Source organism: Elizabethkingia occulta (assembly GCF_002023715.1).
Taxonomy (GTDB): Bacteria; Bacteroidota; Bacteroidia; order Flavobacteriales; family Weeksellaceae; genus Elizabethkingia; species Elizabethkingia occulta.
Genome location: NZ_MAHX01000018.1, coordinates 263,792 through 289,029 on the forward strand (window position 1 = coordinate 263,792; position 25,238 = coordinate 289,029).

Below are 25,238 nucleotides of genomic sequence, written 5' to 3' on the forward strand. Positions count from 1 at the left end.
AACATTATAATACCTACTGTTGTCTTTAAGTAAAAACGGTAAAATCTTTTTGGATTAACCAAAATATGCTGTAACCTGATTTAAGTATATTTGATTTGAATAGAGTTCAGATAACACACAAATACAATTTATATGAGAAACAATATTTTCCTGCTCATTCTCTTCACATATTCTTTTATATGTTTTGGGCAGAACAATCAGCAATCCAATGAATATACTAAAGCCAGAGAAATCATCAAAGATCTTGATTCTATTGTTTCTCCAGATGGAATTCAGGAAAGATATAAAGCTGATATTGGTGGTATAAAACAATGGGTATATGTTCGTGGCCAGAATAAAGAAAATCCTGTAATATTATTTGTACACAGAGGCCCGGCATCGCCTGTTTCCCCTATAATGTGGATGTTTCAAAGGCCTATTGAGGAATACTTTACTGTAGTAAATTACGACCAGAGAGCTGCCGGAAAAACTTATAATGCCAATGATACTCTTACTCTGGGAAAAACTATTAATATAAACCAATACACTGATGATGCTATAAAACTTGCTGAGCTTATTATCAAAAAGTATAAGAAGAAAAAAGTTATTCTTGTAGGTCACAGCTGGGGTACTATCGTATCTATGCATGCAGCTCTGAAAAGACCTGATTTGTTCTATGCTTATGTAGGAATAGGTCAGGTAATAAACACCCGGGAAAATGAACGCCTGAGTTATAATTATGCTATAGAACAAGCAACAAAATTAAAGAATGATAAAGCCTTAAAAGAGCTTGCCACAATTGCGCCTTATCCCGGCAACAAGCCTATTACCAGACAACGAATTATTGTTGCCCGAAAATGGCCTCAATATTATGGAGGATTAACTGCTTACAGGAATAATTCTGTTTACTTTTTCCAGGCTCCGTTATTGGCACCTGAATATACGGAACAAGATGCAGATGCTATCGGCAAAGGAAGTCTGTTTACCTTAAGCAAAATACTTCCGGAATTTGTAAATACAGACTTCACTTCTGTTAAAAAATTCCCTATCCCCGTATTTATGTTTATGGGGCGACATGATTACACAACCCCAACCGAACCTACATATAAATGGTTGCAGCAAGTAAAAGCACCTGTAAAAAAAGGAATATGGTTCGAAAACTCAGCACATATGATTATGTTGGAAGAACCTGGAAAGATGCTCGTTACTCTTCTCAATGATGTAAAACCTGTCTGTCAATAATACTTAGTCAGTATTTTCAGCATAAAAAACCTCACAGATTTTCATAATCTGTGAGGTTTTTAAATTAAATGTTTTTTATTCTTAGCCCTTTACACCACTGAAAATACTAAAGAATATAACGCCCAGTACAATAAGGGTAATGATAATATAAAGCTTATCTTTTTCCATGGTAAACCCTATTAATGAGAAAAAGACACGAAATACAGGTGTAGCCACCAGAAAAACAACACCTAATTGAATAAGCTGAGCGGCCTGTAAATGAAATGCTCCGGATACAATCCCGCTTAGCGTTGTATTAGATTTACCTTCTCCGACAAAATGTCTGTAATCCGGTAATGCTTCTCCTCCGTGATTGATAAGGTACATAATCCCTCCTGCTAAAACAGTAATAGAAGCTATTGTAACTCCCATTCTCAGAATCTTGCCAACCAGTAATTGTATATCCTGGTCTGCCCAGTAATGTTCAGAAAAATACTTTTTCATCAGAATTTATGGTTTATACCGTTTATAATCATCTCTATAGCAACTGCTGTTATGGCTACAGCAAAAATAATCCTTAGTAATCTGGGATTTATCTTTGGCAATATCTTTGCTCCTGTCAAAGCTCCCGCCAATACCCCTAAAACAACAGGGAAAGCAATTCCCGGATCCATATATCCACGCTGTAGATAAACAACAGCAGAAGCTGCTGCTGTAACTCCAATCATAAAATTACTCGTGGTAGTACTCACTTTAAACGGAATTTTCATTGTACTGTCCATTGCCAGAACTTTTAAAGATCCCGATCCTATGCCTAAAAGACCTGACAGTACACCCGCAAGTGTCATTAGAGAAAAACCTCCGGCTACATTGGTTAGCTGATAACTTACTTTCTCTCCGTTAACAGGATAAGTACTGTTTAACTTTAGCTTTTCCGACAGTTGACTTCCTTTTGTAAGTTTTGTTTCGTGTTTCTTTCTTACCGTCATCGCTGCAGAAAAAATAAGAACCATTCCGAAGATTACAGCAATTGCATTAGTCGGCATATAAATCGCGATAAAAGCTCCTACTACAGCTCCTATTGTCGTAGCTATCTCCAGAAACATTCCCAAACGGATATTCGTAATTCCTTCCTTTACATAAGCCGATGCTGCTCCCGATGAAGTCGCTATAGAAGCCAGCAATGCGGCGCCAATAGCATAACGTATATCTACATGAAAAACTAATGTAAGCAGTGGAATAATAATTACACCGCCACCAAGGCCCGTTAATGAACCAAGGAAACCTGCCATATAAGCCCCGACAAGAAGTATAAGGGTAAAAACTAGAATGGTCATAATGAAAAGTTGTTATTTAATATATTATCAAGAATTTTAGCTGCCTGCTTTTCTTTTTTATCTCTGATAGCGATATATAACTGCTCGTGCAGGTGGTAACTCATGGCAAAAAAGCTGACGCCTTTCGGCTCTCTTTCGTGGAAAAAATCGGTTATCATTTCCGTGAACCCCTGATACAGCAAGAGCAATACCTGATGATTGGCTGCTTTCGCTACATTCAGGTGAAAAGCTATGTCTGCCTGAATGCAACTGTCTTTATCTTCTGCCAGGATTGCTTTCTTTTTTTCCTGCAGACTTTTATCAATAGCCTCCAATTGTCCTTTGGTTGCTGTTTGACAAGCTCGCTGAATAAGTTCTCCTTCTACCAGGCGTCTCACATCATTTATCTCATCAAACTTGGCTTTCTTCAGAATATCCGAAGGACTTAGCACCTGACTTTTATTCACATAAGTTCCTGATCCTTGCTTTACGATTAGGATTTTAGACATAGATAGCTGCTTTACAGCTTCTCTGATCGTAGAGCGTCCTACCTGATAAATTTCCATCAGCTCTTTTTCTGTAGGAAGCTTCTCCCCTACAGGATATTTCCCTTTCAAAATATCTTCCTGTATATGGGCTGTAGTAAGATCCGATAAGCGTTCTTTTTTTTCCATTATTAAAAATTACAGCACAAAGATATGATGTACCAATTAAAACATCAGATGAATTTAAATTGATTATTTAAATAATTATTGTGGAGTATTATAGATAGTATCATATTATCTACCAGCTAATTGAATTATAGAAAAGCCTGAATCCGATAAGGTTTAGAAATGAAAAGCCCTGTAAAGATTTAGTTTTACAGGGCTTTTATCAAGATTTTTACAAACTATTAGTTCTGCAATGTAGCATTCAGTGTAATCTCGAAGCTGAAAGCTCCACTTACCGGACAGGTTTCTTCTGCTCCTTTGGCAATTTGCTGAAACTGTTCCTCAGATATTCCCGGTACTTTGGCAGTCAGCGTTAGTTCAGATTTTGTAATCTTCCCGTTTTCAAGGCTAACCACAGATTTTGTTTCCAGTGTTTCAGGAGTAAAACCAGCCTGTGTAAGATCAAGGCTAAGTTTCATCGTAAAGCAACCAGCATGAGCAGCTGCCAGCAATTCTTCAGGATTTGTTCCCACTCCGTCTTCAAAACGGCTGCTGAACGAATACTGAGTCTGATTTAGTACCGTGCTCTGTGTTGTAATATTACCTTTTCCTTCTTTGATGGTACCGTTCCATACGGCTGTTGCATGACGTCTCATAAATTTTTGTTTATTTGTTTCTGATGTTTACAGACTAAAGGTAGTCTTATTCGGTAAACTTTCAATATTAAAAATTGTACTTTTTCTGTTTTTGGAATTCATATATTTATTTTAAGATTTTAAAATCTCTAAAATAATTTCTGTTCTGATATGCTGCCTACACAGTTTCTGTTTTACTATCCAAAATCATAAACTCTATTAATTTTTTATAGAATTAGTTCAAAAATTATACTTTTGTGACCTTATTCATTCACTCTGCTGAGTTTGAAAATAAGTCAAACGAATTACGTCGTAATAATCTTTTAACAAATAAATTATGACACAATCGTACGAAGTTATTTTCGAAAACAACAAGAAGTGGGCGGCATCTAAACTTTTAGAGGATCCGAATTTCTTTCAGGAACTTGCTAAAACCCAAAATCCCGAGTTTTTATATATCGGTGGTTCGGACAGCAGAGTTACAGCAGAAGAAATGATGGGAGTAAAACCCGGAGAAGTGTTTATCCACAGAACCATTGCCAATGTAGTCAATACACTGGATATGAATTCTACAGCAGTTATTCAATATGCTGTGGAACATCTTAAAGTAAAGCACATTGTGGTATGCGGACATTACAATTGCGACGGTGTAAAATCAGCAATGACTCCTCAGGATTTTGGACTTCTGAATCCATGGCTCAGAAATATCCGTGATGTGTACCGGTTACACCAGGCGGAACTAAGCGCCATTGAGGATGAAGAAAAACGTTATGACAGACTTGTAGAACTGAATGTTCTGGAACAATGTATTAACGTGACTAAAATGGCCTGCGTACAGGAAAGGTATCTTTTAGAAGAATATCCTATTGTACACGGGTGGGTGTTCGACCTTAGGACGGGTAAAATTATCGATCTGGAAATAGACTTCGAAAAAGTACTGAAAGATATCCAAAAGATCTATAATCTTACGACCTCGGACTGGGTAATGAGAAGAAAAAACAAATAGTTTTTTTTTAAGAATGTGAGATGAAATTCTGGAGTATTGTTACATTAATGTGTTTCCTGAACTTTACAGCTTTGCCTGGCATTGCTGCAGTTATGGACTGGGAAATTCCCAGAACGGATGTAATGGTAAACGAAGAAGAACCGCATTCTAATCCCGCTTCTCTTATTGTCTACGAAAAGATGCTTCCGAAAACTCTGGAGGTCTTTGACTACCTCAGGTTTTTTGAGCCTAATTCAAAGGGCCAGGCTTTTGTGCTGGTAGATGATGCTTTTCATCTGTCACCTTTACTCACCATATTTTCTCCACCTCCGGAAAGTCTGCTCTAAAATCAGAAAAACAAAACCTCCAAATCTTTAAATCCAGAGGTTCTTAATCTCATCAGCTTTCTGCTGAAAATACTTTTCTATTTCAGAGTTATTTTTCTTTTATTAACTGCTCCAATTTATCAATCATTTCTTTTTGCTGTTGCAGCATACGCTCATATAGCTCCACCATTTTATCAATTGGATTGAAAGTAGGACAATGATTATACAATGAAGGATTATGCATTGTTGCATGGTCATTATTATTAATTGTATTGGAAATAATATTTACAGCTTGTTCTTCATCAAAATTCTCAATCGCCTCAGTCGGAACTTTTAGTATTTTAGCAACCTGAGCCAGAATGTTGGTTTCTACTGTTTCTTTTTGCTCCAGTAACGAAACTTTTTTCTGATTCCAATCGTCACCCAATTCAAAAGCAAGAGCCTCCTGCTTTATACCTAACATTTCACGAAAACGCTTAATATTTCTACCTTGGTGTATCTTTTTCTGCGGAGCATCGGAATGTGTCATAATAACAGATTTTAATTGAAAGTTTAAATATAAGCAAAATTAAATTCCTGAATTATTCTGTAAAAAGAATAATATATCTTTTTGCAATTTCTGAAATTCTCGAAAAAAAGATAATTCGTATTTTATATTACAATTCCAATATCCACTTATTCAGGCTGATATCAGAATCCAGTTTCAATTTCTTTTTTAGTCTGTATTTTCTGCTTTCTGCTGTTCTCAGAGCTATAATTTCGTATTGAGCAATTTGTTTTGTACTAAGACCCAGTCGAATATTAGCAGAGAGTTTTAGATCATATTCCGAAAGATCCGGCTCATGTGCCAACAAGCGTTCTATAAAATCCGGATATGTTTCTTTAAACTGTGCCAAAAAAGAAGGACTGTTGATTTCTGCCAGTTGTATCAGCTGATCTGCAGAAGCGTTCAGCTGCTTTTTCAGCTGCATATTTTCCAGTGTCTGTTCTTCCAGAAGGCTTTCTTTTTTTAGCTGCTTCGAGCGCTGCATCCGCAGTATTCCCGACACTACTAAAAGAAGTAATACAATACAGCCTGCAAAGATAAAGTACAATTGCTTTTTCTCCTTTTGCTTGTCTTCTTTTTCTTCCTGTAAAAGTTTGTTCACCGCCATTGTAACTGCCTCTTTTTCTTCATTTTTAATCGTATCATTTACGGCTTTGTACTTTTTCAGATATTCATTGGCCATTTTGGTGTCTTCAAGATAGTGGTAAGTACTGGCAATAGAATCATATACATTGCGAATCTGTGTCCGGTATTTAGTTTTTTGAAAGGCTGATAATGATTGCTGATAAGCATCAAGTGCCCGGTTGTATTCCTTTTTTTCATTGTACAAATTACCGTAGCTAAACTGTACAATCCCCTGTACCGGAAGAATAGCATAATCTGGCGTCTGTACAGCTTTATTCAGATAATAATCTGCTGAATCTAACTGTGCCTTTTTACCAATAAAGCGATCAGCAATTTTACTATAAGTAAGAGCACTCGGCATTATTCTGATCAATTTTTTTTCAATCATCCGCAATGAATCTTCCTGATTCAGAAAATTAAGTCTTTTCCATAGAAAAATATATAATACCGCCACTTCCTGCTGTCTGGCATCTTTAATTTTTCCGGCATATTGTAAGGCTTTATCAAAATAATCATTCGACTGATCCAGTAGTCCCAGTTTGGTATAAATGCGTGCATATTCACCATAAAAACGAGCTTGCGACAGTGGATTATCCTTATTCATTTCTGCTTTGGCATTGTCCAGATACTGCATACTTTCTTTTAGTTTTCCAACCGAAAATAGTAAGGAAGCAATATTAGTATGTGCAGTACTTATTCCTTCTTTATCTTTTAGAGCTTCGTATTTTTTAAGAGCTTCTACATTAAAAGCCATTGCTTTTGCAAATTCGCCTTTGTTATAATATTCGGCGGATGTTTTAATTGGTTCCGGAAAAAAAGAAAAATCCTGAGACCTGTAGCTCTCAGCCAACAAAAAGAATGAAAATAAAAAAAATTTCACTCCGGAAATCTTACGCAACATTCGTTATGATTTTACTACTGTTAAAGATAAACAGAATTTTCGTTTAAAAATTCAGTCAGTTATTCATTTTTCACCATACTGCAAACCTACTGCACCCCTAACCTAAAAATACTGAAAATCAATATATTAAAAAACTGAAGTATAATTACAGTAATGGTTTTCTGCAGAAGCACGGATAGATTTGTACCAGAAAATAAAACCGATTAAATCAATTAGTGTATAATCCAAATAACAAATGCGATGAGAAATGATACCAAATTTATCCTGACCTGTGTAACCTTTATTTTTTTATGGCTATTAGGAATTTCCATGTTATAAAGAAGTCTCTTTTTATAAAACAATTCCGCAATACACCTGTGATATTTCAGACAATTCTTTTGGGAAATATTTACCCGGAATTCAAAGAAAACAAACTTAAAAACATAAACAAATGAAAAATTATGTCCAACTCATACTGGTCGGAATTAGCCTTCTTTTGCTCTCTGTGGTGAATGAATGGCTTGATGAAAATCTTCTGATAGTAGCTTTTCATTATTTAACAAATGATAAAACCTGAATGCCACAATACTATATTTTATTAAAAAAAATGAAAATAAAATAAGGATAGGTAACATTTGTTACAAACAAAACTAAATATCAGTCACATTTTTGCGACCGCTTAGGCAAAAAAACACAATAACAATTTTTTTGAAATAAAGATTGAACAATAAATATGATGAACTAATGAAACCACAAAAAAAGAAGAAAAAAAATGTACTGCCCGAAATAAAATCCCCACACAAATGCTGTAATCATGGAAAGTTTAAGAGAGATTACAGCGTTTAAATATACGCCCGAGATTGTAGAACAGTTACACCAAAACAGTATAAAGAAAGTCTATAAAGCCGGAACCGTTATCCTGAGAGAAAATGCTTATGCCAACGCTATACCTATTGTTACCAAAGGACTGTTGAAGGTGATCCGAAAAGAAGAGGAAGACCGCGAAATACTGCTGTACTACATCAAAAAAGGAGAAACCTGTGTACTGCCCTTCTGGGGAAGTTTGTACAATGTAGCAAGCAAAGTAAAAGTAGAAGTGGAAGAAGAAGCCGAAATTTTTTTTCTGCCGATTCAGAAAGCTAAGCTTTTTATAAGAGAATATCCACAATGGATGGATTATGTCTTGCTGCTGTTTGTGAACCGGTATGAAGATTTGCTGAATGTCATTGATTCTGCTTTTAAGAAAACTGATGAACGTTTACTGAGCTTTCTGAAAAATAAAGCTGAGATCACACAATCAAGATCTATTAATATTACACACCAACAGTTGGCAAAAGAATTACTGACAGCCCGTGTTGTTGTTTCCCGACTGCTAAAACAATTGGAAGAAAAAGGATTGTTACAGTTGAGCAGAAACAAAATTACGCTGACAGATCAGGCTGATTTTTTCAGCTATTGACCTGCCCAATCAAGCAATGCAAAAATTAAATCAAACTATAAAAGAAGTAAAAAACAGGGGTGAAAATTGATGGATTATCATTTTTCAACTCACTTCACCTACACTGCAAGAACCGATGCAATAAACTTAAAATCAAATAATTACAAAATTGAAGTAGACTTGCAGTAGAAGTTTTCCGGCAGAACACAGGTAGATTTGCTTTAGAAAACAAAACAAAAAACACAAACGTATTACAATAAAAAACAACAAAAATGGACACAATGAAAAAGGAGATGAATAGTACCGAAACACTACAAAAAAAGAGAGCTTATATCGCTCCGACTTTAGAGGTAACACTAATCAGAATGGAACAGGGCATTGCCGCCGGATCCGCCAGTGTAAGACCTACTGACCCTCTCAATAATCCAATCAGAGAAGAGTGGAACGAAGAAGATCAATCCGGTGGTATAGACTGGTAATTCAATTATTAAAACAAACAATTACGATTAACTAAAAGAACAGACAAATGAAAAATAATATAAAACTTACAATAACAGGAATATTATTAACCCTATTCTCATTAGCCATCATCTCATGTCGCCAAAGCGATGATCATATCACAGATCCGGGTAATGGTACCGGACAAACGGAGGTCAGAATTAATCTTAAAGGAAGTGATTTCACTGATGAGGGCTCTTTAAGGAGTCAGGCGGTTACAAAAGGAATTAATGAAATAAGCAAAGCTGTAGTGCAAACAGAAGAGATTACTTTTAGCAACAACGATGATTATAAACTAGTTGCAACTCTTACCCCTGAATCATCAATCAACCCACTTGGAAAAGCAAGTATATTAGAAATTAACCCACTTCCAAATGATATTAGATATAATGTAGCTGTTTTTGATGCTAGTGGTAATTACGTGACTGAACAAATTTATTTTACAGGCAGAGAAGCATCAATGCCTGCTATTACTGGATTAAATGGAGGAAGTACCTATACCTTCGTTGTATATTCGGTTGGGACTACAACAGGATTACCTGCCACTAACTTCACAGATCCTAATAACAAGACATTGGCAACTGCTTCAATTAATAATACTTCTGGAAATAATGATCTGATGTATTTTTCTAAAACGATAACATTGACCGGAAATAATACCAATTATCTGGATGTCATATTGCAACATAAATATAGTCAAATTACAACAGTTCTTGACTCTACTCCAACGACTTATAATATTACCAATATTAGCGGAGTAACAATTGCACCACATACAGGTAGTGCCACGATGCAATTATCAAATGGAAGTACAGTTGCTACAGGAACACAAACTCCTCGAAGTGTAGTCTTTCCTACTATGAATTCAAAAATTATACAGGCTACTCCAGTAGTTATTAATGCAAATAATACGAATACTGGAGTGTTAAATATTGGGTCAATTACAATGAGGTCTACTATCGGAAACTCCGGTGCGCAAATGACACAAAAGAATATAAGTTTCAATAACCTGAAAATTTCCAGGGGTGTAAAATATACTTTAAAACTCACGTTTGCACCAAATGATAGACTTATGACCTATAAAGGGTATTCAGCTGCAAAAATTAATGGTATGATTTGGATGCGTCATAATCTTGGAGCTACCTTGTCTGCTGATCCGGATGTTCCCTCTCAAAATATTAATGGTAATTATTACCAATGGGGGCGTAGCGCAATTGTAGCAACATCGACCACCTCTGAGGCTTCAATTCCGGGATGGGATAACACTACAAATCCGCCTGATAATGCATGGAACTCAACTTTTAATGAAGAAGTACCCGGTAAGTCAGGTAGTGATCCATGTCCTTCTGGCTGGAGAGTACCAACAGGAAAAGAGTACAGCGCATTGTTCAACAACACAACTAAGATTGAAATAGGAACAGCATTAGAAAGTGCTACCAACTTTTCCCGTGCATCTGTTTTAACCAGTAAATACAATACAGGTGTAAAGCTTACTTTTCCAGCTTCAGGATATAGAAATGAAACTGACGGTAGATTATTTCAAAGAGGAACTAGTTCTCATTATTGGAATAATGTTCCATCTACAAGCATTAATGCATGGTTTGCTGGAATAAATGCTACAACTTTTTATTCCGGTAGTAGAAATAGAGCAACACCTATTCGTTGTGTAGCTGAATATCCTAATTAAGCCTTATAATGTTGAAAAAACATTTAAAAAATTAAAATTTTCATCATTTGTTTGTTAACAGGCGGGCTACCGGAATTGCCCGGATCAGCTTGCCTGTTTTTAAAATAAAATAGAATTCTCTAACCATCCTAATATAAATACCATGCCTACATCATTCAACACCCATATAAAATCAGCTGTAAAAAGCATTTATTTACCCTTTATTACTGGCAGCCTTAACCTTGCAACAGGAATATTATTGCTATTATCCAATCTGCATTACATGGAATTTTGTGGTGGATTATTTGCGCTTTCCGGATTAAGTATGAGCATCTTTACGCTCCGGAATTACAAAATACTCAATGGCTGGGGCGGATATCTTTTGTTTGCGGTACTTATTCTGACTGCAGGAGGTTATACAAGTCTGTATAAAACATCGTATTTTTTTATGGGCTGGGTTGCCTTACTGCGCTCCGGAGTATTATTTGGTGCTGCATTAGATTTTAAAAGACTGGGACATAAAGGCTGGAGAAACATAAGCATTGCCGGAGGAATAAGTTTATTATTCTCAGTAATACTAATTGCCGATCCGGAAACATTACACCTTCCAACACACTTTGTTTTAGCTGTTATCTTTATGACTACAGGCACCGCTTCACTTCTCATATTTTCTGAGCTAAAAAAAGTAAATGAATTTCATGGTTTACTGAGAAAGCTCATGAAAAATGCATAGTGAGTTCAACTAGCGTTGGGCTTTTAAGTATGCAGAGCTGTCGACGTAAAACGAAAACAATAAGATTCTTAAAAACACACCTTTTTAGTAATAAAAAGCAATCATTTGTAACAAATGTTACAAAAAGAGAGAAAAATTACCCACATATTTGTAAAACAAAACACAATTAACTGCCTGTAAAGGCTTACTACATTTTTCTGTAAGACAATTTAAAATTTCAAAACTATGAAGAAGTTTTTTTTAGCTTGGGCAGCAGCGCTGGCCATGGTCCTAATTTCATGTTCACGTGACAATGATAGCAACACGGAAATACCATTAACGCCAAGCCAGACTCTGGCCTCTACACCATGGAAAACCACAGAAGCAAAGGATAGAAACGGAAACAATGTAGACCTTAATGATCCAAGAGTAAACGGGTTTGTAGGTTGGGCTTACTTCCGAGCAAACGGTAGCTTTGCCATTTATGGACTGAATGATGTTCTGAGATCAGTAGGAACATGGACTGTAGATGCACAAGGAAAAACAAGAAACATCAAAGTATTGAATCCTGACGGAAGAGTTCTTGTAGACCGCGATGTAGAGATCCTTGAGCTAAACAAAGATATTTTCACGTATAGAATTCATAGCGACAGCAGCGATCCTGCAAATTATTATGATATTATCCATACCAGAACTTCTCATGTAGAACCAGCCAACGGACAGGTAACTTTGGCATCTACACCTTGGGAAACTACCGGAGCCAAAGACAATACAGGGAATTCGGTAGCCTTGAATGATCCTAGAGTAGCAGGATTTGTAGGCTATTCTTACTTCAAAGGAAACGGGCAGTTTACAATTTTCGGATTGGATGATGTACTAAGATCCAGCGGAGCATGGACTTTGTCTGCAGACGGAAAGGTTAGAAACCTGAACGGAACAGTTGCTGCTACAGGAGCGCCTTTCAACCGTGATGTAGAAGTTTTGGTACTGACCAATACTGAGTTCACCTACAGAATTGTACCTGATACTAACAACCCATCTGTATTCTACGATATCATCCACACTAAGGTAAACCATATGGAACCAAGAAATTAAAATTTTCTTCTCCCCGTTCCGAACCAATAATCCGCATATATACAGTATATAGTATAACAGCTATATTTTTTCATACTCAATTTATTATCTGTGATAAAACCTTTTCAAAGGAACGGGGATTTATATAGCCTACTGAATACCTGATGTTATTTATAAGGTTAGAAATAAAAATATCATCATTCATTTGTGTTTGTAGTGGTCGGCTGACTTTTAAAGGCCGGTCACTTTTATAAAAATTATGGCTTTCTCTGTTGATATGAATGTGAAACTAATTAGAAGCCGAAGTCCGATTACAGCAATCGGACTTTTTTATTTCGTGATATTCTAAAAAAATTCTGCTTAACTTTAGCTAAAGCTAAATAATTTGAGCCATTTTCACTCACTAGCACATATGAATAAATGTATCATAACTACTTTACTGATTATATCAGCTATGCTTCCTGTAAGCTATGCCCAATATAACCCGTTTATAAAGACGACTTGGAAAATAGAGCATATTGCACCCAATGGCAAAGCTATTCTGATAAAAGCAAAATGGATTAACCTATCACAAGAACGGGCTAAATTTCATTTTATACAATTTGAAGATAATTTCAATTATCAGACTGGTATTTCATGTTACAATGCCTTAGGTCTTTATCGTGTAAGGGAAAATAATATTATCGAACTTACTACAAGTGACGGAGCTATGAGTCCGGATTGTAGAAAACCTAAACATTTATCCGGATCTTATTATTTCAAAGAAAACAATAATATTTTAGAGCTAAGTCCTTTATACGAGGAAACTACATCTGATATTGATGCTATCAGCAATGCAGCAACAGTCCGGACAGATTCGGTAATAGCAGTTGCATCATCAGGGAAAGAAATAAAAAAGAAACCAATACACAAAAAGAGAATAAAGAAATAAAATATGATATTCTACTTAAAAAATATTCTTCCTCCCTATTAAGATAATTTTTCACTTACAAATTCATTAAATTTACCTAGAACCATATCTTCAAATTACAATATAAATTTATTCACCACCATGGATTTAAAATCAAATGAGCCGTTTTGGCTAATTAAAAATGGATTAATTCAATCTTTTCCATCTCTGATAGAGAACAAAACTTGCGATGTATTAATTGTTGGCGGTGGTATTACCGGGAGCCTTATTGCTCATCAATGTATTAAAGATGGCTATAATACAATTCTAATAGATAAAAGAGAAATTGCCAACGGAAGTACTTCCGCAACAACCTCTATGCTACAATATGAAATTGATACACCTTTATACAAACTATCGGAGATGATTGATGATGAAGGAGCTATTGCGAGCTATAAAGCTTGCTCGGACAGCATTGATACAATAGAAGATATAGTAAAACAAATCCAAGCCAAAGCTGGTTATAAAAGGAAAAAGTCTCTTTATTTTGCAGCACGAAAAAAAGATGTAAAATGGTTACAAAAAGAATTTGAAGCCCGTAAAAATGCAGGTTTCAATGTAAAATGGCTGAATGCAGATAATATCTTAAAACAATATGGAATAGAGAAAACTTACGGGGGAATTCTTTCTGCACAGGGGGCAAGTATAGATGCCTTCATGCTGGTTCATAAAATACTGGCATACAATCAGAAGAAAGGACTACAAATATATGACAGAACAGAGCTAAAGAAAGTAAAATACGGTAAAACATTTAATGAAATAACTTTGAATACCGGAGCTATTATTAAAGCAAAAAAAATTATATACTGTACAGGTTACGAAAGTGCCAATATGATTAAAGAAAACTTTGTAAAACTAATCAGTACCTATGCAATAGTTTCTGAAGAAAAGCCTGAACTTTATAAAAAAATCAATAATCTATTGGTATGGAATACAGAAGACCCTTACATATATCTAAGAACAACCGATGACGGAAGAATATTAATAGGTGGTGAAGATGAAGAATTCCGTAATCCCGAAAAGAGAGATAGCCTAATCACTAATAAGGAGCAAAAGCTTTTACAGTCTTTTCAAAAATATTTGCCTATTACAGAGTTTAAATGTGATTTTGCATGGGCCGGAACTTTTGGAACTACTAAAGACGGGCTTCCTTACATTGGAGAACATAAAGATTTTCTAAACTCCTATTTTGTATTAGGTTTTGGAGGTAATGGCATTACATTTTCAGTTGTAGGTATGGAAATGGTTTCTTCCTGGCTAAAAGGAGAAAAACATAAACTTACAGAATGGTTTAAATTTGGGAGATAAAATAAAAAAAGTATTAAAAAATCTCATAGTCTGCTGTACTATTAAAGCAAGCAAACGCTTATTAAAACCCTAAATAAAAAAAGGTCCCGGTTGCCCGGGACCTACCAAATCACAAAAAATTTTATAAAAAAAATTTATTCACTTCAAAAGTACAAATTATTTTAATATACACAACAGTATTAAGAAAAATTTAATATAAAACCCATATCTCCCTGAATAGAGAATTTAAAAATAAACAACAAAAAAGCCCTAAAATAGGGCATAATCGGAATACAGAAAATATTAATTTTTCATTTTTCACTTTTGAGACATTAAGAACTGTTAAGAAAAAAATATTTGAGATACAGCACTGTATATTTGTCCTATACGTTGTTCAGAAATTAATTTGCCTGGCCAATATCCAGTCTTTCAAATTTTCCGGTCGCGTTTTGATGAAACTTAAAAAATACACGAAATGTTCCCCACTGTCCGGCTTTAAAATTTCCATATAAAGTTTTTCCGTCATCCTCTACTCTATCTATGCTCAGAAATTTTTCATGTCCCAGTGCTTTTTCAAAAAAAGATTTAAAGTCTACCTTGTGACCATCATCTGTCATTTCAGGATTATCCGTAAAGTACAAATACCAGTTCTGATCACCGGATTGTAGCGCTTCAATAGCTTTTTTTACTTCTGCATTTGTAATTATTGATAAATTCATCATGTGTGTGTTTGGGTATTGTTGTTTTGTAATCGATTCTGGTTTCTGTTTCTGTGCACAGCCTGTTAAAGAGAGGCACATACTAAAAACAAATAAAGCTTTCATGACTTTAAAATTTTCCGGGTTTTCAATTTTTCAACGGATGTTGCAAATAAATAATTAAAAGGTTAAGCAACAGGAATGGCAATTCTATAATTGCCCCTTTAAAATCTCTCTCTGAAATTTGAAAACAGATAATAAGCAATATACCTGCTCCCATTAGAAAATTCCCCCATATAAAAGTTTTTGGAAAAAGAATTAATACAGCAGACAGTATAGTAACCATTCCGTTTATCATGACTGCGGATTTTCCTATACCCCATTTTCCAAATAATTCTAACATTTCAGGTTTCCCTGTAAGCATCGCCAAACCTTGTTTAAAGCCCATAAAAACGGCAAACAAAATCAGAATTGAATTTATAATTTTTATCAGCATAATTTTCAGGAATTAAAAACAGAGAATTCTTTTTATTAATCCTGAAGAATTCTCTGTTCTGTTTAATTATCTTGTTGTATAACCACCATTGGCAAAAATAGTCTGCCCGGTAATCCACCAACCATCACTTACCAGAAACTCTACCAGTGGAGCAATATCTTTAATATCAGTTAAACCGCCTAAAGCCGAAGCAGATTTGTGATATGCGACAGCATCTGAGCTTTCCTGTCCGTAGAAGAAAGGAGTATCCATAGGTCCTGGCGCTACTGCTGTTACAGAAATACCTCTGTCTCCAAACTCTTTGGAAGCCGCTCTGGTAAAATGTTCTACAGGAGCCTTCATTCCTTCGTAAGTAGAATACAAGCCTGTATAAGCCGCTAAAAGAGAAGTTACAATAGTACAGATCTTTCCGTTGTCGTTTAGTTTTTTACCCGATTCCTGAATAAAGAAATAAGCTACTTTGGAATTGATATCGGACATCTGATCATATTCTGATTCAGTTGTTTCGGTAAATGGCTTTTTCAGTACCATACCTACTGTGTTGATGGCAATGTCTATACCACCAAATTTTGAAACTGTCTCATCGAATAACTTGGTAATATTCTCAACTTTTGTAAGGTCACCCTGGAACAGAAATGCTTCGGCTCCTGCTGCCTGAACATCTGCAAGTGTTTTTTCAGCATCAGCTTTTGTAGCATCACTATTGTAATGAATGGCCAATTTTGCACCTTTAGCAGCGAAATCACGGCTTAGCAAGCCACCAAGATTTTTAGCCCCACCTGCTATTAAAACTACTTTGTTTTTTAAATCATTTTTTGACATCATATGTATATTTGAAATTAGTATTACAAAAGTGCATATTGCACACCTATAATTCATGGTGAACTTTTCGGAACTTATTACATTTCTCTTCAAAAATAAAAATAAATAGAACTCAAAATAAGATTTACAAGAATTAACAAGCTCATTTACAACAGGTGTAGAACATGTGTCGTATATAAAAAGGGAAGTAATTCTACTTCCCTTCTTTTATAATCTTTGGATTTTAAATTACCAGCCCGGATTTTGTTTGAAACTTTTATTCAGTAATAACTGATCTTTAGGCAATGGGTACAGATACATTTTATTGTCCCATGCTCTTGCTGTAATATTAGGATATACACGGACATTCCCCTGTGCATCACGCAATACATTATCTACCTGAGACTTACCATTGGCATCTTTTGGATAAGATACTTTATAAGCATCTGTAAGCTTCATTCCTTGTATTGTTTTAGGATTGTTAATCTGCTCTCCGGCTCTCCATCTTAATAAATCTTTGAAACGATAGCCATCTCCTGCCAATTCAACACGGCGTTCTCTTCTTATTTCCTGAAGTGGCAAACTAATGCCAGGAAAAGGTGTATTGGGGTCGGCTGTAAGATTAGCCAATGACATATCCGGCATACCTACACGTTTTCTTAATTTGTTAATAGACATATCCAGTACATCTTGCGTAAGCTGTCCTAATTCGGCTCTGGCTTCTGCATAGTTTAGCAGAACCTCAGCATAACGGAAAATAAAACGGTCAATATTATCCTGATTTGCATTTTGTAGTTTAACATCTGAGGATCTCCCTTTTATAATCTGATATCCGGTAGAAGTAGCACTGGTTCCGATATTAGGTCTCTCCAATTGGGCAGTTGAGCCATTTTCATTGATCGTAATAACAAAACCTGGTGTCGCAATTGTCTGCGGATAACGTGGATCTCTGTTTTTCACTTCATTTTCCGGTGTATCATCACCTGCATACAATGGTGAAACTGAGATTGGCTTTCCATCTTTGCACAGATAACTTTCAATTAAAGACTTACTGTATCCATTTCCATTGCCTGCTCCTCTGCTATAATTAGTTGTACTGATATTGGTAATGTATATTCTGGACAAAATACTTTCCTTGTTTTTAGACAAATCATCCTGAATAAACAAGCTGTTATAATCAGTGTCCGGCTTACCGGTAGAATAGATGTCATATTTCCCTGAATTTATCACCTGAAGTGAAGCATCTGCCGCTGCCTGCAAAAATACTTCAGCATCTCCCAGACTATGGTATTTTCTAAAAGTTCCTTCCCACAGGGCAATTCTTGATTTCAATGCTAAAGCTGCATATTTATGTACTCTGTTTTCAGCTGTAGCCTCCGGAAGATTGGCAACAGCAAAATCAAGATCCTTTAATACAAAGTCCATTACCTTCTTATGTGGGTCTCTTGGATTATATAATTCCGGAGACGTCTCATTAAGATCAGTTTCATATATCGGAACATCTCCAAACCGAACCACTTTATCCCAATAAAACATTGCTCTGAAAAAACGAATCTCAGCATTGTATCTGTTTTTTATGTCTTGTCCTAATTGTGGATCCACATTTTTTCTTAAAAAATAATTACAGGCTCTGATATTAGACCAATCGCCAGCGGACCATCCGCCGCCGGATCCGGGAACCTGATCTGTTCCTGCCAGAAAACTGTTGATACTATTCGGAACCTGATTGTCCGATTGAGAATCCTGATCAGAAAACTCTACGGGTAAGCTTGTATAAAACTGATTGGCATAGAGCTTTAAATCATTTTCAGTTTTAAAAAGCACATCTTCAGTCAATTTATCCTGTGGAGATCTGTCCAGAAGTTCATCCCTCTTACAGGAAGCCACATTAACCAAAGCCGCAATAGCAGCAGCATAAATGAATTGTTTTTTATATAGTTTCATGATATTAAATTTTTAAAAACGAAGCTGAGCTCCAAATGAAATAGATTTACTAATCGGATAAGTTGCTCCCGAAAGGAGATATTCCGGATCAAAATTTTTGAACATACTGGTAAACGTAAACAGGTTTTGTCCGGTAATATAAAGTCTCAGATACTTTAGCTTTATGCTCTCCAAAACTTCCTGTGGGAGGGTATAGCCAATGGTAATCTGTTTTGCTCTCAGGTAAGCTGCACTCTGAAGATACTTGGTTTGAGTCTGGAAGTTACCACCGCCTCCAAACCTAAGCCTTGGAAAATAGGCATTGGTATTATCTGGCGTCCAGAATTGACCAACATGTGCTTTTGTCGGTACATCCCATTCGCTTGTATATCCCCAGAAAGCATTTCCGCCCGGCATCCAGTCTGCCTTTCCTACTCCTTGTAAGAAGATGGTCATATCGAAGTTCTTATACTGGAAATCCAAATTGATACTGTACTGATATCTCGGTGTAGTGTTACCAATTATCCTGCGGTCTCCCGGATTGGAAAGCGTATTATCTCCCTGGTCTATTTTACCATCCCCGTTCAGATCTTTATATTTAATATCCCCGGCCAGCCACTGACCACCGAAAAGAAATTTCTGATTCCAGCTTTGAGCTTCTGCGTCTGTTTTAAAATATCCGTCTGTTTCATAGCCCCATATTTCACCCAATTTTTGTCCTACATAGTATGTCCCGATATTCCCGTTAGGATTCTGGCCAAACTTGGTAATACGTGCCTGATAATCCGATAAGCCTAATGTTACCGAGTATCGGAAATCTTCACCAACCCGGTCTTTCCAAATAAGACTGGCTTCGAATCCTCTGTTGCGAAGGTCTACTGAATTCTGAAGAGGTACTCCCGTTCCCAATACCGCAGGCACGGCAGCTCCTGCATACAACATATCTTTAGTATCCCGTATATAGTAGTCAAAACTTCCGGACAATTTATTGTTTAAAATAGAGAAATCAACACCTATATTTTGGGAGGTTACTTTTTCCCAAGTGAAGTTAGAGCTTACAAGACCGGGAGCATTAATGTAAGGTTTCTGTTCTGTCCCGAAGATGTAACTACCTAAATTAACACCCATTGTAGCCAGATATGGGTAATTATTATCACCTCTGTTTCTTCCTAATTTCTGACTGGCGGACGTTCCGTAGGATGCTCTTACTTTTAACTCATTTATAACTTTTTTCAAAGGATTGAAGAATCCTTCTTTAGAAATCCGCCATCCCACTGATGCTGAAGGCTGGAAAGAGTAACGATGGTCTCTTGCAAATCTTGAAGTTCCATCATAACGTCCATTTACTTCAAATAAATACTTTTCATCGTATACATAGTTAATTCTGGAAAAGGAGCCTGCAACTGCCCAGTCATTAATTCCTCCTCCAACGATAGGATTCGGATCGTAATTCAGGTTAATAGAAGGAAAGTCCTGATTAACAAGGTTTTTAACACTTGCATTAAAACTCTTAAACTGCTTCAGTTCCTGATTATAACCCACCATAGCTTTTACATAATGTTTAGCACCGAATGTATTTTCATACTGGGCATAGGCATTAATAGCCTGATAACGGTCATTAAAATTCTCCTCGGTAACCCGGGCGGGAGTTGTCCATGGATAAACACCTAATAAGACACCATTAGCTCCATATTCATTAAAAGCTTTTGTATTGGTAGTCCGATTATAGGTATAGTTGTTCCAGGTATAATCCGCAATAATATTTACATGCTTCATCGGCTTCAGATTGATTCCTCCGGTAAGCCAGATATCATTGTCTTTTGTAATATTGCGTCCGTTATATTCCAGAATAGCAAGCGGATTGGTAAATCCTCCCTGCCCGGAATAATGTCCATCCGGATGTTTAATCGGCATAAGCGGTCTCAAATCGTTTTTAATAAGTTCCGCACTTCCATAACTTACACTCGCAGGATCATTATTATCCGTTCTGTTAAAAGTAATTCTGGTATTAACATCCAACCATGGAGCCAGTTCAGAATCTAATTTAAAAGAAACATTATACTTCTGGAATTTTTGTTTAGAAGCCTCTAAAGTTCCGGCCTGATCCAAATATCCTAATGATGCATAATAGGTCGTTTTATCACTACCCCCACTCAATGATAAATTATGCGACATTTGCGGTGCCCAGCTTGGATATAAAGCTTTTACCCAATCTGTATTTCCGGTATACCTGTAAAGCCTTGGATTTCCCGGATCTACATAAACTGCATTTTCAGGGGAAGGATTTTGCATAAAATATTCGGCTCTTCGCAAATCTTCAGCTGTAAAAGGAGAAGATGCAGCTCCTGCTCCGGTTGCGGCTCCTGTAGCACTGGCTTCCATATGACTTTTAATGTAATCAACGGAATTCATAGTACCAAAAATCTTTGTAGGGCGGCTCAAAGTATAATCGTAGTTATAGCTTACAGCCATACGCGCATTTTTCTTACCCGTTTTAGTAGTAATCAGTACTACACCATAAGCTCCCCGTACACCATAAATAGCCGTAGAAGCAGCATCTTTAAGTACAGTTACAGTCGCTACATCTGCAGGATTAATCAGGTTCGGATCCATCTGTACATTGTCTACCAGAATTAACGGATCTCCCCCATTAATAGAAGTTGTTCCCCTGATATTGAAAGTTGATCCCTGCCCTGGTTTCCCTCCCGCCATATTGATATTAAGGTTGGGAATTAAACCCTGAAGTCCCTGCCCTATATTGGTGATAGGACGGCTTTCCAGTTGCTTTGCAGAAACTGAAGCCACAGCGCCGGTAAGATTAACTTTCTTCTGCTTACCGTAACCTACAATAACGACCTCATCAATGTCTTTCGTTTTGTTGGTTGAATCTTTCTTTTTCTGAATTTCTTTTTTAGATGGGGTTTGCTGTCCGCTTAGCATCTGTACTCCGCCAAAGGAGCACAGAAAAAACGCTATAGCAACCCCCGGGCTGTAAAAAGCCCGACAGGTTAGTGTTTTCATATTTTTGTTATTTGAGTTTGGTATTTAGTTTTTAAGACAAGCATATCTGTGCTCCACGATCATGACTGATCAGAGCACTAATACACTTCTTAAATTATCGTTTTATTACTTTCTGAAATGATGCAGCATTAGCTGTGACATCAAATCTGAATATCATAAATAAACATTCGTAAGTCCTTTGGTACTTAAGAATCTGTTTAACATGATTTATACAGAAGAAGATATTGTTCTGTACAATCAGGTTTGGGGTTAAAACAAATCGAGTTCAGCAATCGTCAGCGCCTGTGAATTTCCCGCAATTTCCTGAGCTGTCACCCTTACATAACGGGCTTTAACGGCCTGTTTAAAATAAAGGCTTCTCTTGGAAGGATCATTTACAAGGTTTCCAAATTCAAAAGCCGATACAGGCTCCCATTTCTTTCCGTCCGTACTCACTTCTATGATACCTTTAGACATCATTCCACCACCAAATGCTGTTTGTGGTGTATATGCCATACCGGTTAAAGTATACAAACCTCCGAGATCTATACTCAGATTTTGCGGGAGCGTCTGACTTGTCGATTGCCAAAAACTTTTAGTATTTGCATCAAAAGCTGCTTCAGCAGAATGATTCTTTGTTCCGTCTTTAATTTCGGCAAGTTTCCATTTGTTTTTAGCAATACTAACGGCCTCGGTTTGTACAGCTCCCCGTTCTCCTTTCAGGAAAGCTACAGCCTTTACTGTTCCTTGTTCTTTTTCAAATGGCCCGTTATATTTCAATGAATTAATGCCAGGCTCGGAACCGTCTGTAGTATAATAGATATCAAAATTATCATCAGATTCTTTTGCTTCTTTTTTATCCTGAACTTTCCAATCAAAAGGTTGTTTCTTTTCTTTGATAAAAACCTTTCCTGTTTTGTCCTGTGAAATAGTAAGTTGTGGTGGTCTCATCTGATAATAGTGAGCAGAAACACCGCTAATAGCAACATTACCACGATCCTGCAATATGCGCAGCCTTATTTTTCGGGTTGTAACTTCAGGGAAGCGTAGAATACGTTTATATCCTATATTGGTAGCAGCAGCCAATTCCTTCCATGCTCCGTCTATCCATGCGTCCACAGCATGATTCTCCACACGTTCACTATGTGTAGATACTGCTTCCTGCAATACGAGTCGGTTAATGGTTACAGGGGTTGGAGTTTCTATAATCAGCTGATTATTGTTCAGTAAGGAATAAGTGGTATCATTGTGATCCAGAACTTGTTTAGGACCTTTAGCATTTTTCAAAAGATCTTTACTGTAAGTCTCTCGTATCCTTTTTCCGGTTTCGCTCAGTACTTTTACATCCTGATCCGAAAACTTTCCTTCTCTGTTGGGAGGGACATTGAGTAGCAATGTGGCATTACCACCTACAGAGCGCTCATAAATATCGAATACATCGTCAGCACTTCTCACTTTCTGGTAAACATCATCCCGGTAGAACCAGCCTTCCCGGATAGATGTATCTATTTCTGCCTGTTGATAATGCAGGAAATGACCATTGTATAAACGATCGCGTCTTCCGATATTATCTTCTTCCCAGTCCGTTAATCCGGTGATTTCCGTTAAGTCTTTATTGTTAAATGGCAATACATTCCATTCTGTTTTTCGGGTAACGCCAGCTTCGTTGCCACACCAGCGGACATCTCCCTGACCAAAAATTACAGCTTTAGGTGCTAGCGTATGTATTACTTTTTTCCAGGCTTCGTAGTTGTACTTCTGGCCGCCTTTTGTTTTAGGATGAGCACCATCAAACCATACTTCATGTATCGGACCGTATTCGGTAAGGATTTCGAAGAGCTGATTCAGAAAATATTCATTATAATCATCTACCTCGAATTCAAACTTGGTTTTATTGGAGAAAGGTCTTCCCGGAACTTCTCGGGGGATTGTTCTCTTGGTATATTGGCTAAGATTGCCATAAAGTCCTTTTGGATTTTCGATCTGAAACAAATCGGCAGGAGACAGATATACACCAAGCTTGAGCCCATACTTCTGACAAGATTTAGAAAGTTCTTTTAAAATATCGCCCTGACCGTTTCTGAAGTTGGTAGAGGCAATACCATGATCGGTATAGCGGCTTTGCCACAATACAAATCCATCATGGTGTTTTACAGTAAGGATCACCATTTTCATTCCGGCATCCTTTAGGGATTTACACCATTGGTCAGTATCCAGTTCTTTCAGATCAAATATTTTAGGGTCTTCCATTCCGTTGCCCCACTCCATACGCGTAAAAGTATTGGGACCGAAATGTATAAAAGCAATGAACTCATTGCGCAAGGCATCTAGCTGATTTTTTGTAGGAATTACATGAGCTGCTTTTTCTATAATAAGCTCTTTGCTGTCTGTAGGAGCTATTGCTATAGTATTAGCCGGTATAATCTTGGCATTTTGTGCAGATATACAGACTAGTCCTTCCAGCAAAGCCAGAGAGGTGATACAGGTTTTAAGTTTCATGGTTGGTTTTAGTTTGTGAAGGTTTTTTATTTTTCTATCTCATATTATTATTATTTTATTGTTTCACCACTTTTATTGATTCTTCTATATCAAATTTAGAAAATAATACAGAATACGCAAAAAAAATATTTGATTATTTATCTGTACCTACTATATGTAGCACCCATGTAGTATCTAAACAGCAGTATATTACACAAAATTCATATTAAAACCTGAAATAATATAGCTAATATAGATGCTGGTTAAAAATTTTAAATACAGACGCAACCATTAGAAAAATAAGCATCTTATAAGAGAACATCAAATCACTTATGCTAAATTTCCTGAAAACCGGATTGGTTACAGTATACTTATGTATATGTTTTATAAGTTGCTCGGATATTGAAAAACGGGATAATATTACCTATGGTTATCTTTCTGCTACGCATGTAGAGGCCTCGGACATAAAACCTGTAGGAGAACTTAACAAGTTACAGGTTACTTATAATACCAGCAATACCTGTCAGTCGTTCACTCAGTTCCGTATATTGAAGAATATGAATAATATAACAAATATCGGGGTAATTGGTTCCCAGATTTATGGAAAGCAGTGTACTGACAAAAAAGAAGAGAAGAAGCACGAATTTACTTTTCGTCCGATTAAGGCAGGGGAATATACATGGAAGTTCTGGGCAGGAAGAGATAGTGACCAAAGCAGTAAATATATAGAGGTTACAGTAAATATTCCTGAAAAGAAGTAAATCGTCTGACAAATTTCTGTTTAACAACCTTAAAAATCAGAATCATGGCAGAAAAACAAAATATATTTAAATTAATTATACTCATGGTAGTATACAATATTTTTAAAACGTGTGATCGGTTTCTGGACTTCCTGTTTATGAGAAATACACAGGAATACCACGAATAAAACATCCATAGAATTATATCAAAGGCTACTGCTAAATTTTACACTTAATCTTTCATTTATTTTTTTGATAAGCAGTAGCTTTTTTTCATCTTCCAAACAAACCTAACAGGTTGTCCTGACTACAATC

General features: G+C 36.4%; 23 protein-coding genes. 11 read left to right on the plus strand and 12 right to left on the minus strand.

What is annotated here, in order from left to right:
• Positions 1 to 132 precede the first annotated feature (132 nt).
• A complete protein-coding gene (locus tag BAZ10_RS15240; protein WP_078772754.1) occupies positions 133 to 1,221 on the plus strand; it encodes an alpha/beta hydrolase in 1,089 nt (362 codons plus the stop codon).
• A gap of 81 nt (positions 1,222 to 1,302) precedes the next feature.
• On the opposite strand, the gene BAZ10_RS15245 is transcribed toward BAZ10_RS15240, so the two are convergent.
• The 4 genes from BAZ10_RS15245 to BAZ10_RS15260 form a co-directional block, all read right to left on the minus strand.
• Positions 1,303 to 1,704: a DUF1634 domain-containing protein gene (locus BAZ10_RS15245; protein ID WP_059324912.1), complete on the minus strand. Its 402-nt coding sequence runs from the start codon at positions 1,702 to 1,704 to the stop codon at positions 1,303 to 1,305.
• Positions 1,704 to 2,537 (minus strand): sulfite exporter TauE/SafE family protein, encoded by an 834-nt coding sequence (locus tag BAZ10_RS15250; protein WP_078772755.1) that lies wholly within the window; start codon positions 2,535 to 2,537, stop codon positions 1,704 to 1,706. The genes BAZ10_RS15245 and BAZ10_RS15250 overlap by 1 nt, the downstream gene beginning before the upstream one ends.
• A complete protein-coding gene (locus BAZ10_RS15255) occupies positions 2,534 to 3,190 on the minus strand; it encodes a FadR/GntR family transcriptional regulator (protein ID WP_078772756.1) in 657 nt (218 codons plus the stop codon). Before BAZ10_RS15255 ends, BAZ10_RS15250 begins: the two co-directional genes overlap by 4 nt.
• Before the next feature lie 218 nt (positions 3,191 to 3,408).
• Positions 3,409 to 3,822: an OsmC family protein gene (locus tag BAZ10_RS15260; RefSeq protein WP_059324910.1), complete on the minus strand. Its 414-nt coding sequence runs from the start codon at positions 3,820 to 3,822 to the stop codon at positions 3,409 to 3,411.
• A gap of 316 nt (positions 3,823 to 4,138) precedes the next feature.
• Between BAZ10_RS15260 and BAZ10_RS15265 the strand changes: the two genes are divergently transcribed.
• Positions 4,139 to 4,807: a carbonic anhydrase gene (locus BAZ10_RS15265; protein ID WP_078772757.1), complete on the plus strand. Its 669-nt coding sequence runs from the start codon at positions 4,139 to 4,141 to the stop codon at positions 4,805 to 4,807.
• A 20-nt stretch (positions 4,808 to 4,827) separates the two neighbouring features.
• Positions 4,828 to 5,133: a hypothetical protein gene (locus BAZ10_RS15270; RefSeq protein WP_078772758.1), complete on the plus strand. Its 306-nt coding sequence runs from the start codon at positions 4,828 to 4,830 to the stop codon at positions 5,131 to 5,133.
• 88 nt (positions 5,134 to 5,221) lie between these two features.
• Here BAZ10_RS15270 and BAZ10_RS15275 read toward each other — a convergent pair whose 3' ends face one another.
• Positions 5,222 to 5,641: a helix-turn-helix transcriptional regulator gene (locus BAZ10_RS15275; RefSeq protein WP_078772759.1), complete on the minus strand. Its 420-nt coding sequence runs from the start codon at positions 5,639 to 5,641 to the stop codon at positions 5,222 to 5,224.
• A 127-nt stretch (positions 5,642 to 5,768) separates the two neighbouring features.
• Positions 5,769 to 7,184: a tetratricopeptide repeat protein gene (locus BAZ10_RS15280; RefSeq protein ID WP_078772760.1), complete on the minus strand. Its 1,416-nt coding sequence runs from the start codon at positions 7,182 to 7,184 to the stop codon at positions 5,769 to 5,771.
• A gap of 793 nt (positions 7,185 to 7,977) precedes the next feature.
• Here BAZ10_RS15280 and BAZ10_RS15285 point away from each other — a divergent pair.
• From BAZ10_RS15285 to BAZ10_RS15315, 7 genes are all read left to right on the plus strand, one after another.
• On the plus strand, positions 7,978 to 8,622 hold the full coding sequence (locus BAZ10_RS15285; protein WP_078772761.1) for a Crp/Fnr family transcriptional regulator: 645 nt from the start codon (positions 7,978 to 7,980) through the stop codon (positions 8,620 to 8,622).
• Between the two features lie 251 nt (positions 8,623 to 8,873).
• Positions 8,874 to 9,080 carry a hypothetical protein gene (locus BAZ10_RS15290; protein WP_245803834.1) on the plus strand — a complete coding sequence of 69 codons (207 nt, stop codon included), beginning with the start codon at positions 8,874 to 8,876 and terminating at the stop codon, positions 9,078 to 9,080.
• Between the two features lie 47 nt (positions 9,081 to 9,127).
• On the plus strand, positions 9,128 to 10,786 hold the full coding sequence (locus tag BAZ10_RS15295; RefSeq protein ID WP_078772762.1) for an FISUMP domain-containing protein: 1,659 nt from the start codon (positions 9,128 to 9,130) through the stop codon (positions 10,784 to 10,786).
• Between the two features lie 142 nt (positions 10,787 to 10,928).
• Positions 10,929 to 11,498, plus strand: a complete 570-nt coding sequence (locus tag BAZ10_RS15300) for a hypothetical protein (protein WP_078772763.1) — start codon at positions 10,929 to 10,931, stop codon at positions 11,496 to 11,498.
• A gap of 225 nt (positions 11,499 to 11,723) precedes the next feature.
• A complete protein-coding gene (locus BAZ10_RS19105) occupies positions 11,724 to 12,572 on the plus strand; it encodes a DUF4822 domain-containing protein (protein ID WP_078796800.1) in 849 nt (282 codons plus the stop codon).
• A gap of 391 nt (positions 12,573 to 12,963) precedes the next feature.
• On the plus strand, positions 12,964 to 13,482 hold the full coding sequence (locus BAZ10_RS15310) for a hypothetical protein (RefSeq protein ID WP_078772764.1): 519 nt from the start codon (positions 12,964 to 12,966) through the stop codon (positions 13,480 to 13,482).
• 120 nt (positions 13,483 to 13,602) lie between these two features.
• Positions 13,603 to 14,808 carry an NAD(P)/FAD-dependent oxidoreductase gene (locus BAZ10_RS15315; RefSeq protein WP_078772765.1) on the plus strand — a complete coding sequence of 402 codons (1,206 nt, stop codon included), beginning with the start codon at positions 13,603 to 13,605 and terminating at the stop codon, positions 14,806 to 14,808.
• A 380-nt stretch (positions 14,809 to 15,188) separates the two neighbouring features.
• Here BAZ10_RS15315 and BAZ10_RS15320 read toward each other — a convergent pair whose 3' ends face one another.
• From BAZ10_RS15320 to BAZ10_RS15345, 6 genes are all read right to left on the minus strand, one after another.
• Complete coding sequence (locus tag BAZ10_RS15320; RefSeq protein WP_078772766.1) at positions 15,189 to 15,611, minus strand: hypothetical protein; 423 nt, start codon at positions 15,609 to 15,611, stop codon at positions 15,189 to 15,191.
• 22 nt (positions 15,612 to 15,633) lie between these two features.
• Complete coding sequence (locus BAZ10_RS15325) at positions 15,634 to 15,981, minus strand: DoxX family protein (protein ID WP_078772767.1); 348 nt, start codon at positions 15,979 to 15,981, stop codon at positions 15,634 to 15,636.
• A 66-nt stretch (positions 15,982 to 16,047) separates the two neighbouring features.
• Entirely contained in the window at positions 16,048 to 16,803 is a 756-nt protein-coding gene (locus BAZ10_RS15330) for an SDR family oxidoreductase (RefSeq protein WP_078772768.1), read from the minus strand.
• Between the two features lie 228 nt (positions 16,804 to 17,031).
• Complete coding sequence (locus tag BAZ10_RS15335) at positions 17,032 to 18,726, minus strand: RagB/SusD family nutrient uptake outer membrane protein (RefSeq protein WP_078772769.1); 1,695 nt, start codon at positions 18,724 to 18,726, stop codon at positions 17,032 to 17,034.
• Positions 18,727 to 18,738: 12 nt separating this feature from the next.
• Entirely contained in the window at positions 18,739 to 21,726 is a 2,988-nt protein-coding gene (locus BAZ10_RS15340; RefSeq protein ID WP_078772770.1) for a SusC/RagA family TonB-linked outer membrane protein, read from the minus strand.
• A 249-nt stretch (positions 21,727 to 21,975) separates the two neighbouring features.
• The gene (locus BAZ10_RS15345; RefSeq protein WP_078772771.1) at positions 21,976 to 24,204 is read right to left on the minus strand and encodes an alpha-L-fucosidase; all 2,229 of its coding nucleotides are present in this window, start codon (positions 24,202 to 24,204) and stop codon (positions 21,976 to 21,978) included.
• Between the two features lie 311 nt (positions 24,205 to 24,515).
• Between BAZ10_RS15345 and BAZ10_RS15350 the strand changes: the two genes are divergently transcribed.
• Positions 24,516 to 24,944 (plus strand): hypothetical protein, encoded by a 429-nt coding sequence (locus BAZ10_RS15350; RefSeq protein ID WP_078772772.1) that lies wholly within the window; start codon positions 24,516 to 24,518, stop codon positions 24,942 to 24,944.
• Positions 24,945 to 25,238: the final 294 nt, after the last annotated feature.

Excerpts from the sequence above, each read along its gene's own strand:
- BAZ10_RS15240 (WP_078772754.1), top strand. The coding sequence starts at position 133 with ATGAGAAACAATATTTTCCTGCTCATTCTCTTCACATATTCTTTTATA.
- BAZ10_RS15245 (WP_059324912.1), bottom strand. The coding sequence starts at position 1,704 with ATGAAAAAGTATTTTTCTGAACATTACTGGGCAGACCAGGATATACAA.
- BAZ10_RS15250 (WP_078772755.1), bottom strand. The coding sequence starts at position 2,537 with ATGACCATTCTAGTTTTTACCCTTATACTTCTTGTCGGGGCTTATATG.
- BAZ10_RS15255 (WP_078772756.1), bottom strand. The coding sequence starts at position 3,190 with ATGGAAAAAAAAGAACGCTTATCGGATCTTACTACAGCCCATATACAG.
- BAZ10_RS15260 (WP_059324910.1), bottom strand. The coding sequence starts at position 3,822 with ATGAGACGTCATGCAACAGCCGTATGGAACGGTACCATCAAAGAAGGA.
- BAZ10_RS15265 (WP_078772757.1), top strand. The coding sequence starts at position 4,139 with ATGACACAATCGTACGAAGTTATTTTCGAAAACAACAAGAAGTGGGCG.
- BAZ10_RS15270 (WP_078772758.1), top strand. The coding sequence starts at position 4,828 with ATGAAATTCTGGAGTATTGTTACATTAATGTGTTTCCTGAACTTTACA.
- BAZ10_RS15275 (WP_078772759.1), bottom strand. The coding sequence starts at position 5,641 with ATGACACATTCCGATGCTCCGCAGAAAAAGATACACCAAGGTAGAAAT.
- BAZ10_RS15280 (WP_078772760.1), bottom strand. The coding sequence starts at position 7,184 with ATGTTGCGTAAGATTTCCGGAGTGAAATTTTTTTTATTTTCATTCTTT.
- BAZ10_RS15285 (WP_078772761.1), top strand. The coding sequence starts at position 7,978 with ATGGAAAGTTTAAGAGAGATTACAGCGTTTAAATATACGCCCGAGATT.
- BAZ10_RS15290 (WP_245803834.1), top strand. The coding sequence starts at position 8,874 with ATGGACACAATGAAAAAGGAGATGAATAGTACCGAAACACTACAAAAA.
- BAZ10_RS15295 (WP_078772762.1), top strand. The coding sequence starts at position 9,128 with ATGAAAAATAATATAAAACTTACAATAACAGGAATATTATTAACCCTA.
- BAZ10_RS15300 (WP_078772763.1), top strand. The coding sequence starts at position 10,929 with ATGCCTACATCATTCAACACCCATATAAAATCAGCTGTAAAAAGCATT.
- BAZ10_RS19105 (WP_078796800.1), top strand. The coding sequence starts at position 11,724 with ATGAAGAAGTTTTTTTTAGCTTGGGCAGCAGCGCTGGCCATGGTCCTA.
- BAZ10_RS15310 (WP_078772764.1), top strand. The coding sequence starts at position 12,964 with ATGAATAAATGTATCATAACTACTTTACTGATTATATCAGCTATGCTT.
- BAZ10_RS15315 (WP_078772765.1), top strand. The coding sequence starts at position 13,603 with ATGGATTTAAAATCAAATGAGCCGTTTTGGCTAATTAAAAATGGATTA.
- BAZ10_RS15320 (WP_078772766.1), bottom strand. The coding sequence starts at position 15,611 with ATGAAAGCTTTATTTGTTTTTAGTATGTGCCTCTCTTTAACAGGCTGT.
- BAZ10_RS15325 (WP_078772767.1), bottom strand. The coding sequence starts at position 15,981 with ATGCTGATAAAAATTATAAATTCAATTCTGATTTTGTTTGCCGTTTTT.
- BAZ10_RS15330 (WP_078772768.1), bottom strand. The coding sequence starts at position 16,803 with ATGTCAAAAAATGATTTAAAAAACAAAGTAGTTTTAATAGCAGGTGGG.
- BAZ10_RS15335 (WP_078772769.1), bottom strand. The coding sequence starts at position 18,726 with ATGAAACTATATAAAAAACAATTCATTTATGCTGCTGCTATTGCGGCT.
- BAZ10_RS15340 (WP_078772770.1), bottom strand. The coding sequence starts at position 21,726 with ATGAAAACACTAACCTGTCGGGCTTTTTACAGCCCGGGGGTTGCTATA.
- BAZ10_RS15345 (WP_078772771.1), bottom strand. The coding sequence starts at position 24,204 with ATGAAACTTAAAACCTGTATCACCTCTCTGGCTTTGCTGGAAGGACTA.
- BAZ10_RS15350 (WP_078772772.1), top strand. The coding sequence starts at position 24,516 with ATGCTAAATTTCCTGAAAACCGGATTGGTTACAGTATACTTATGTATA.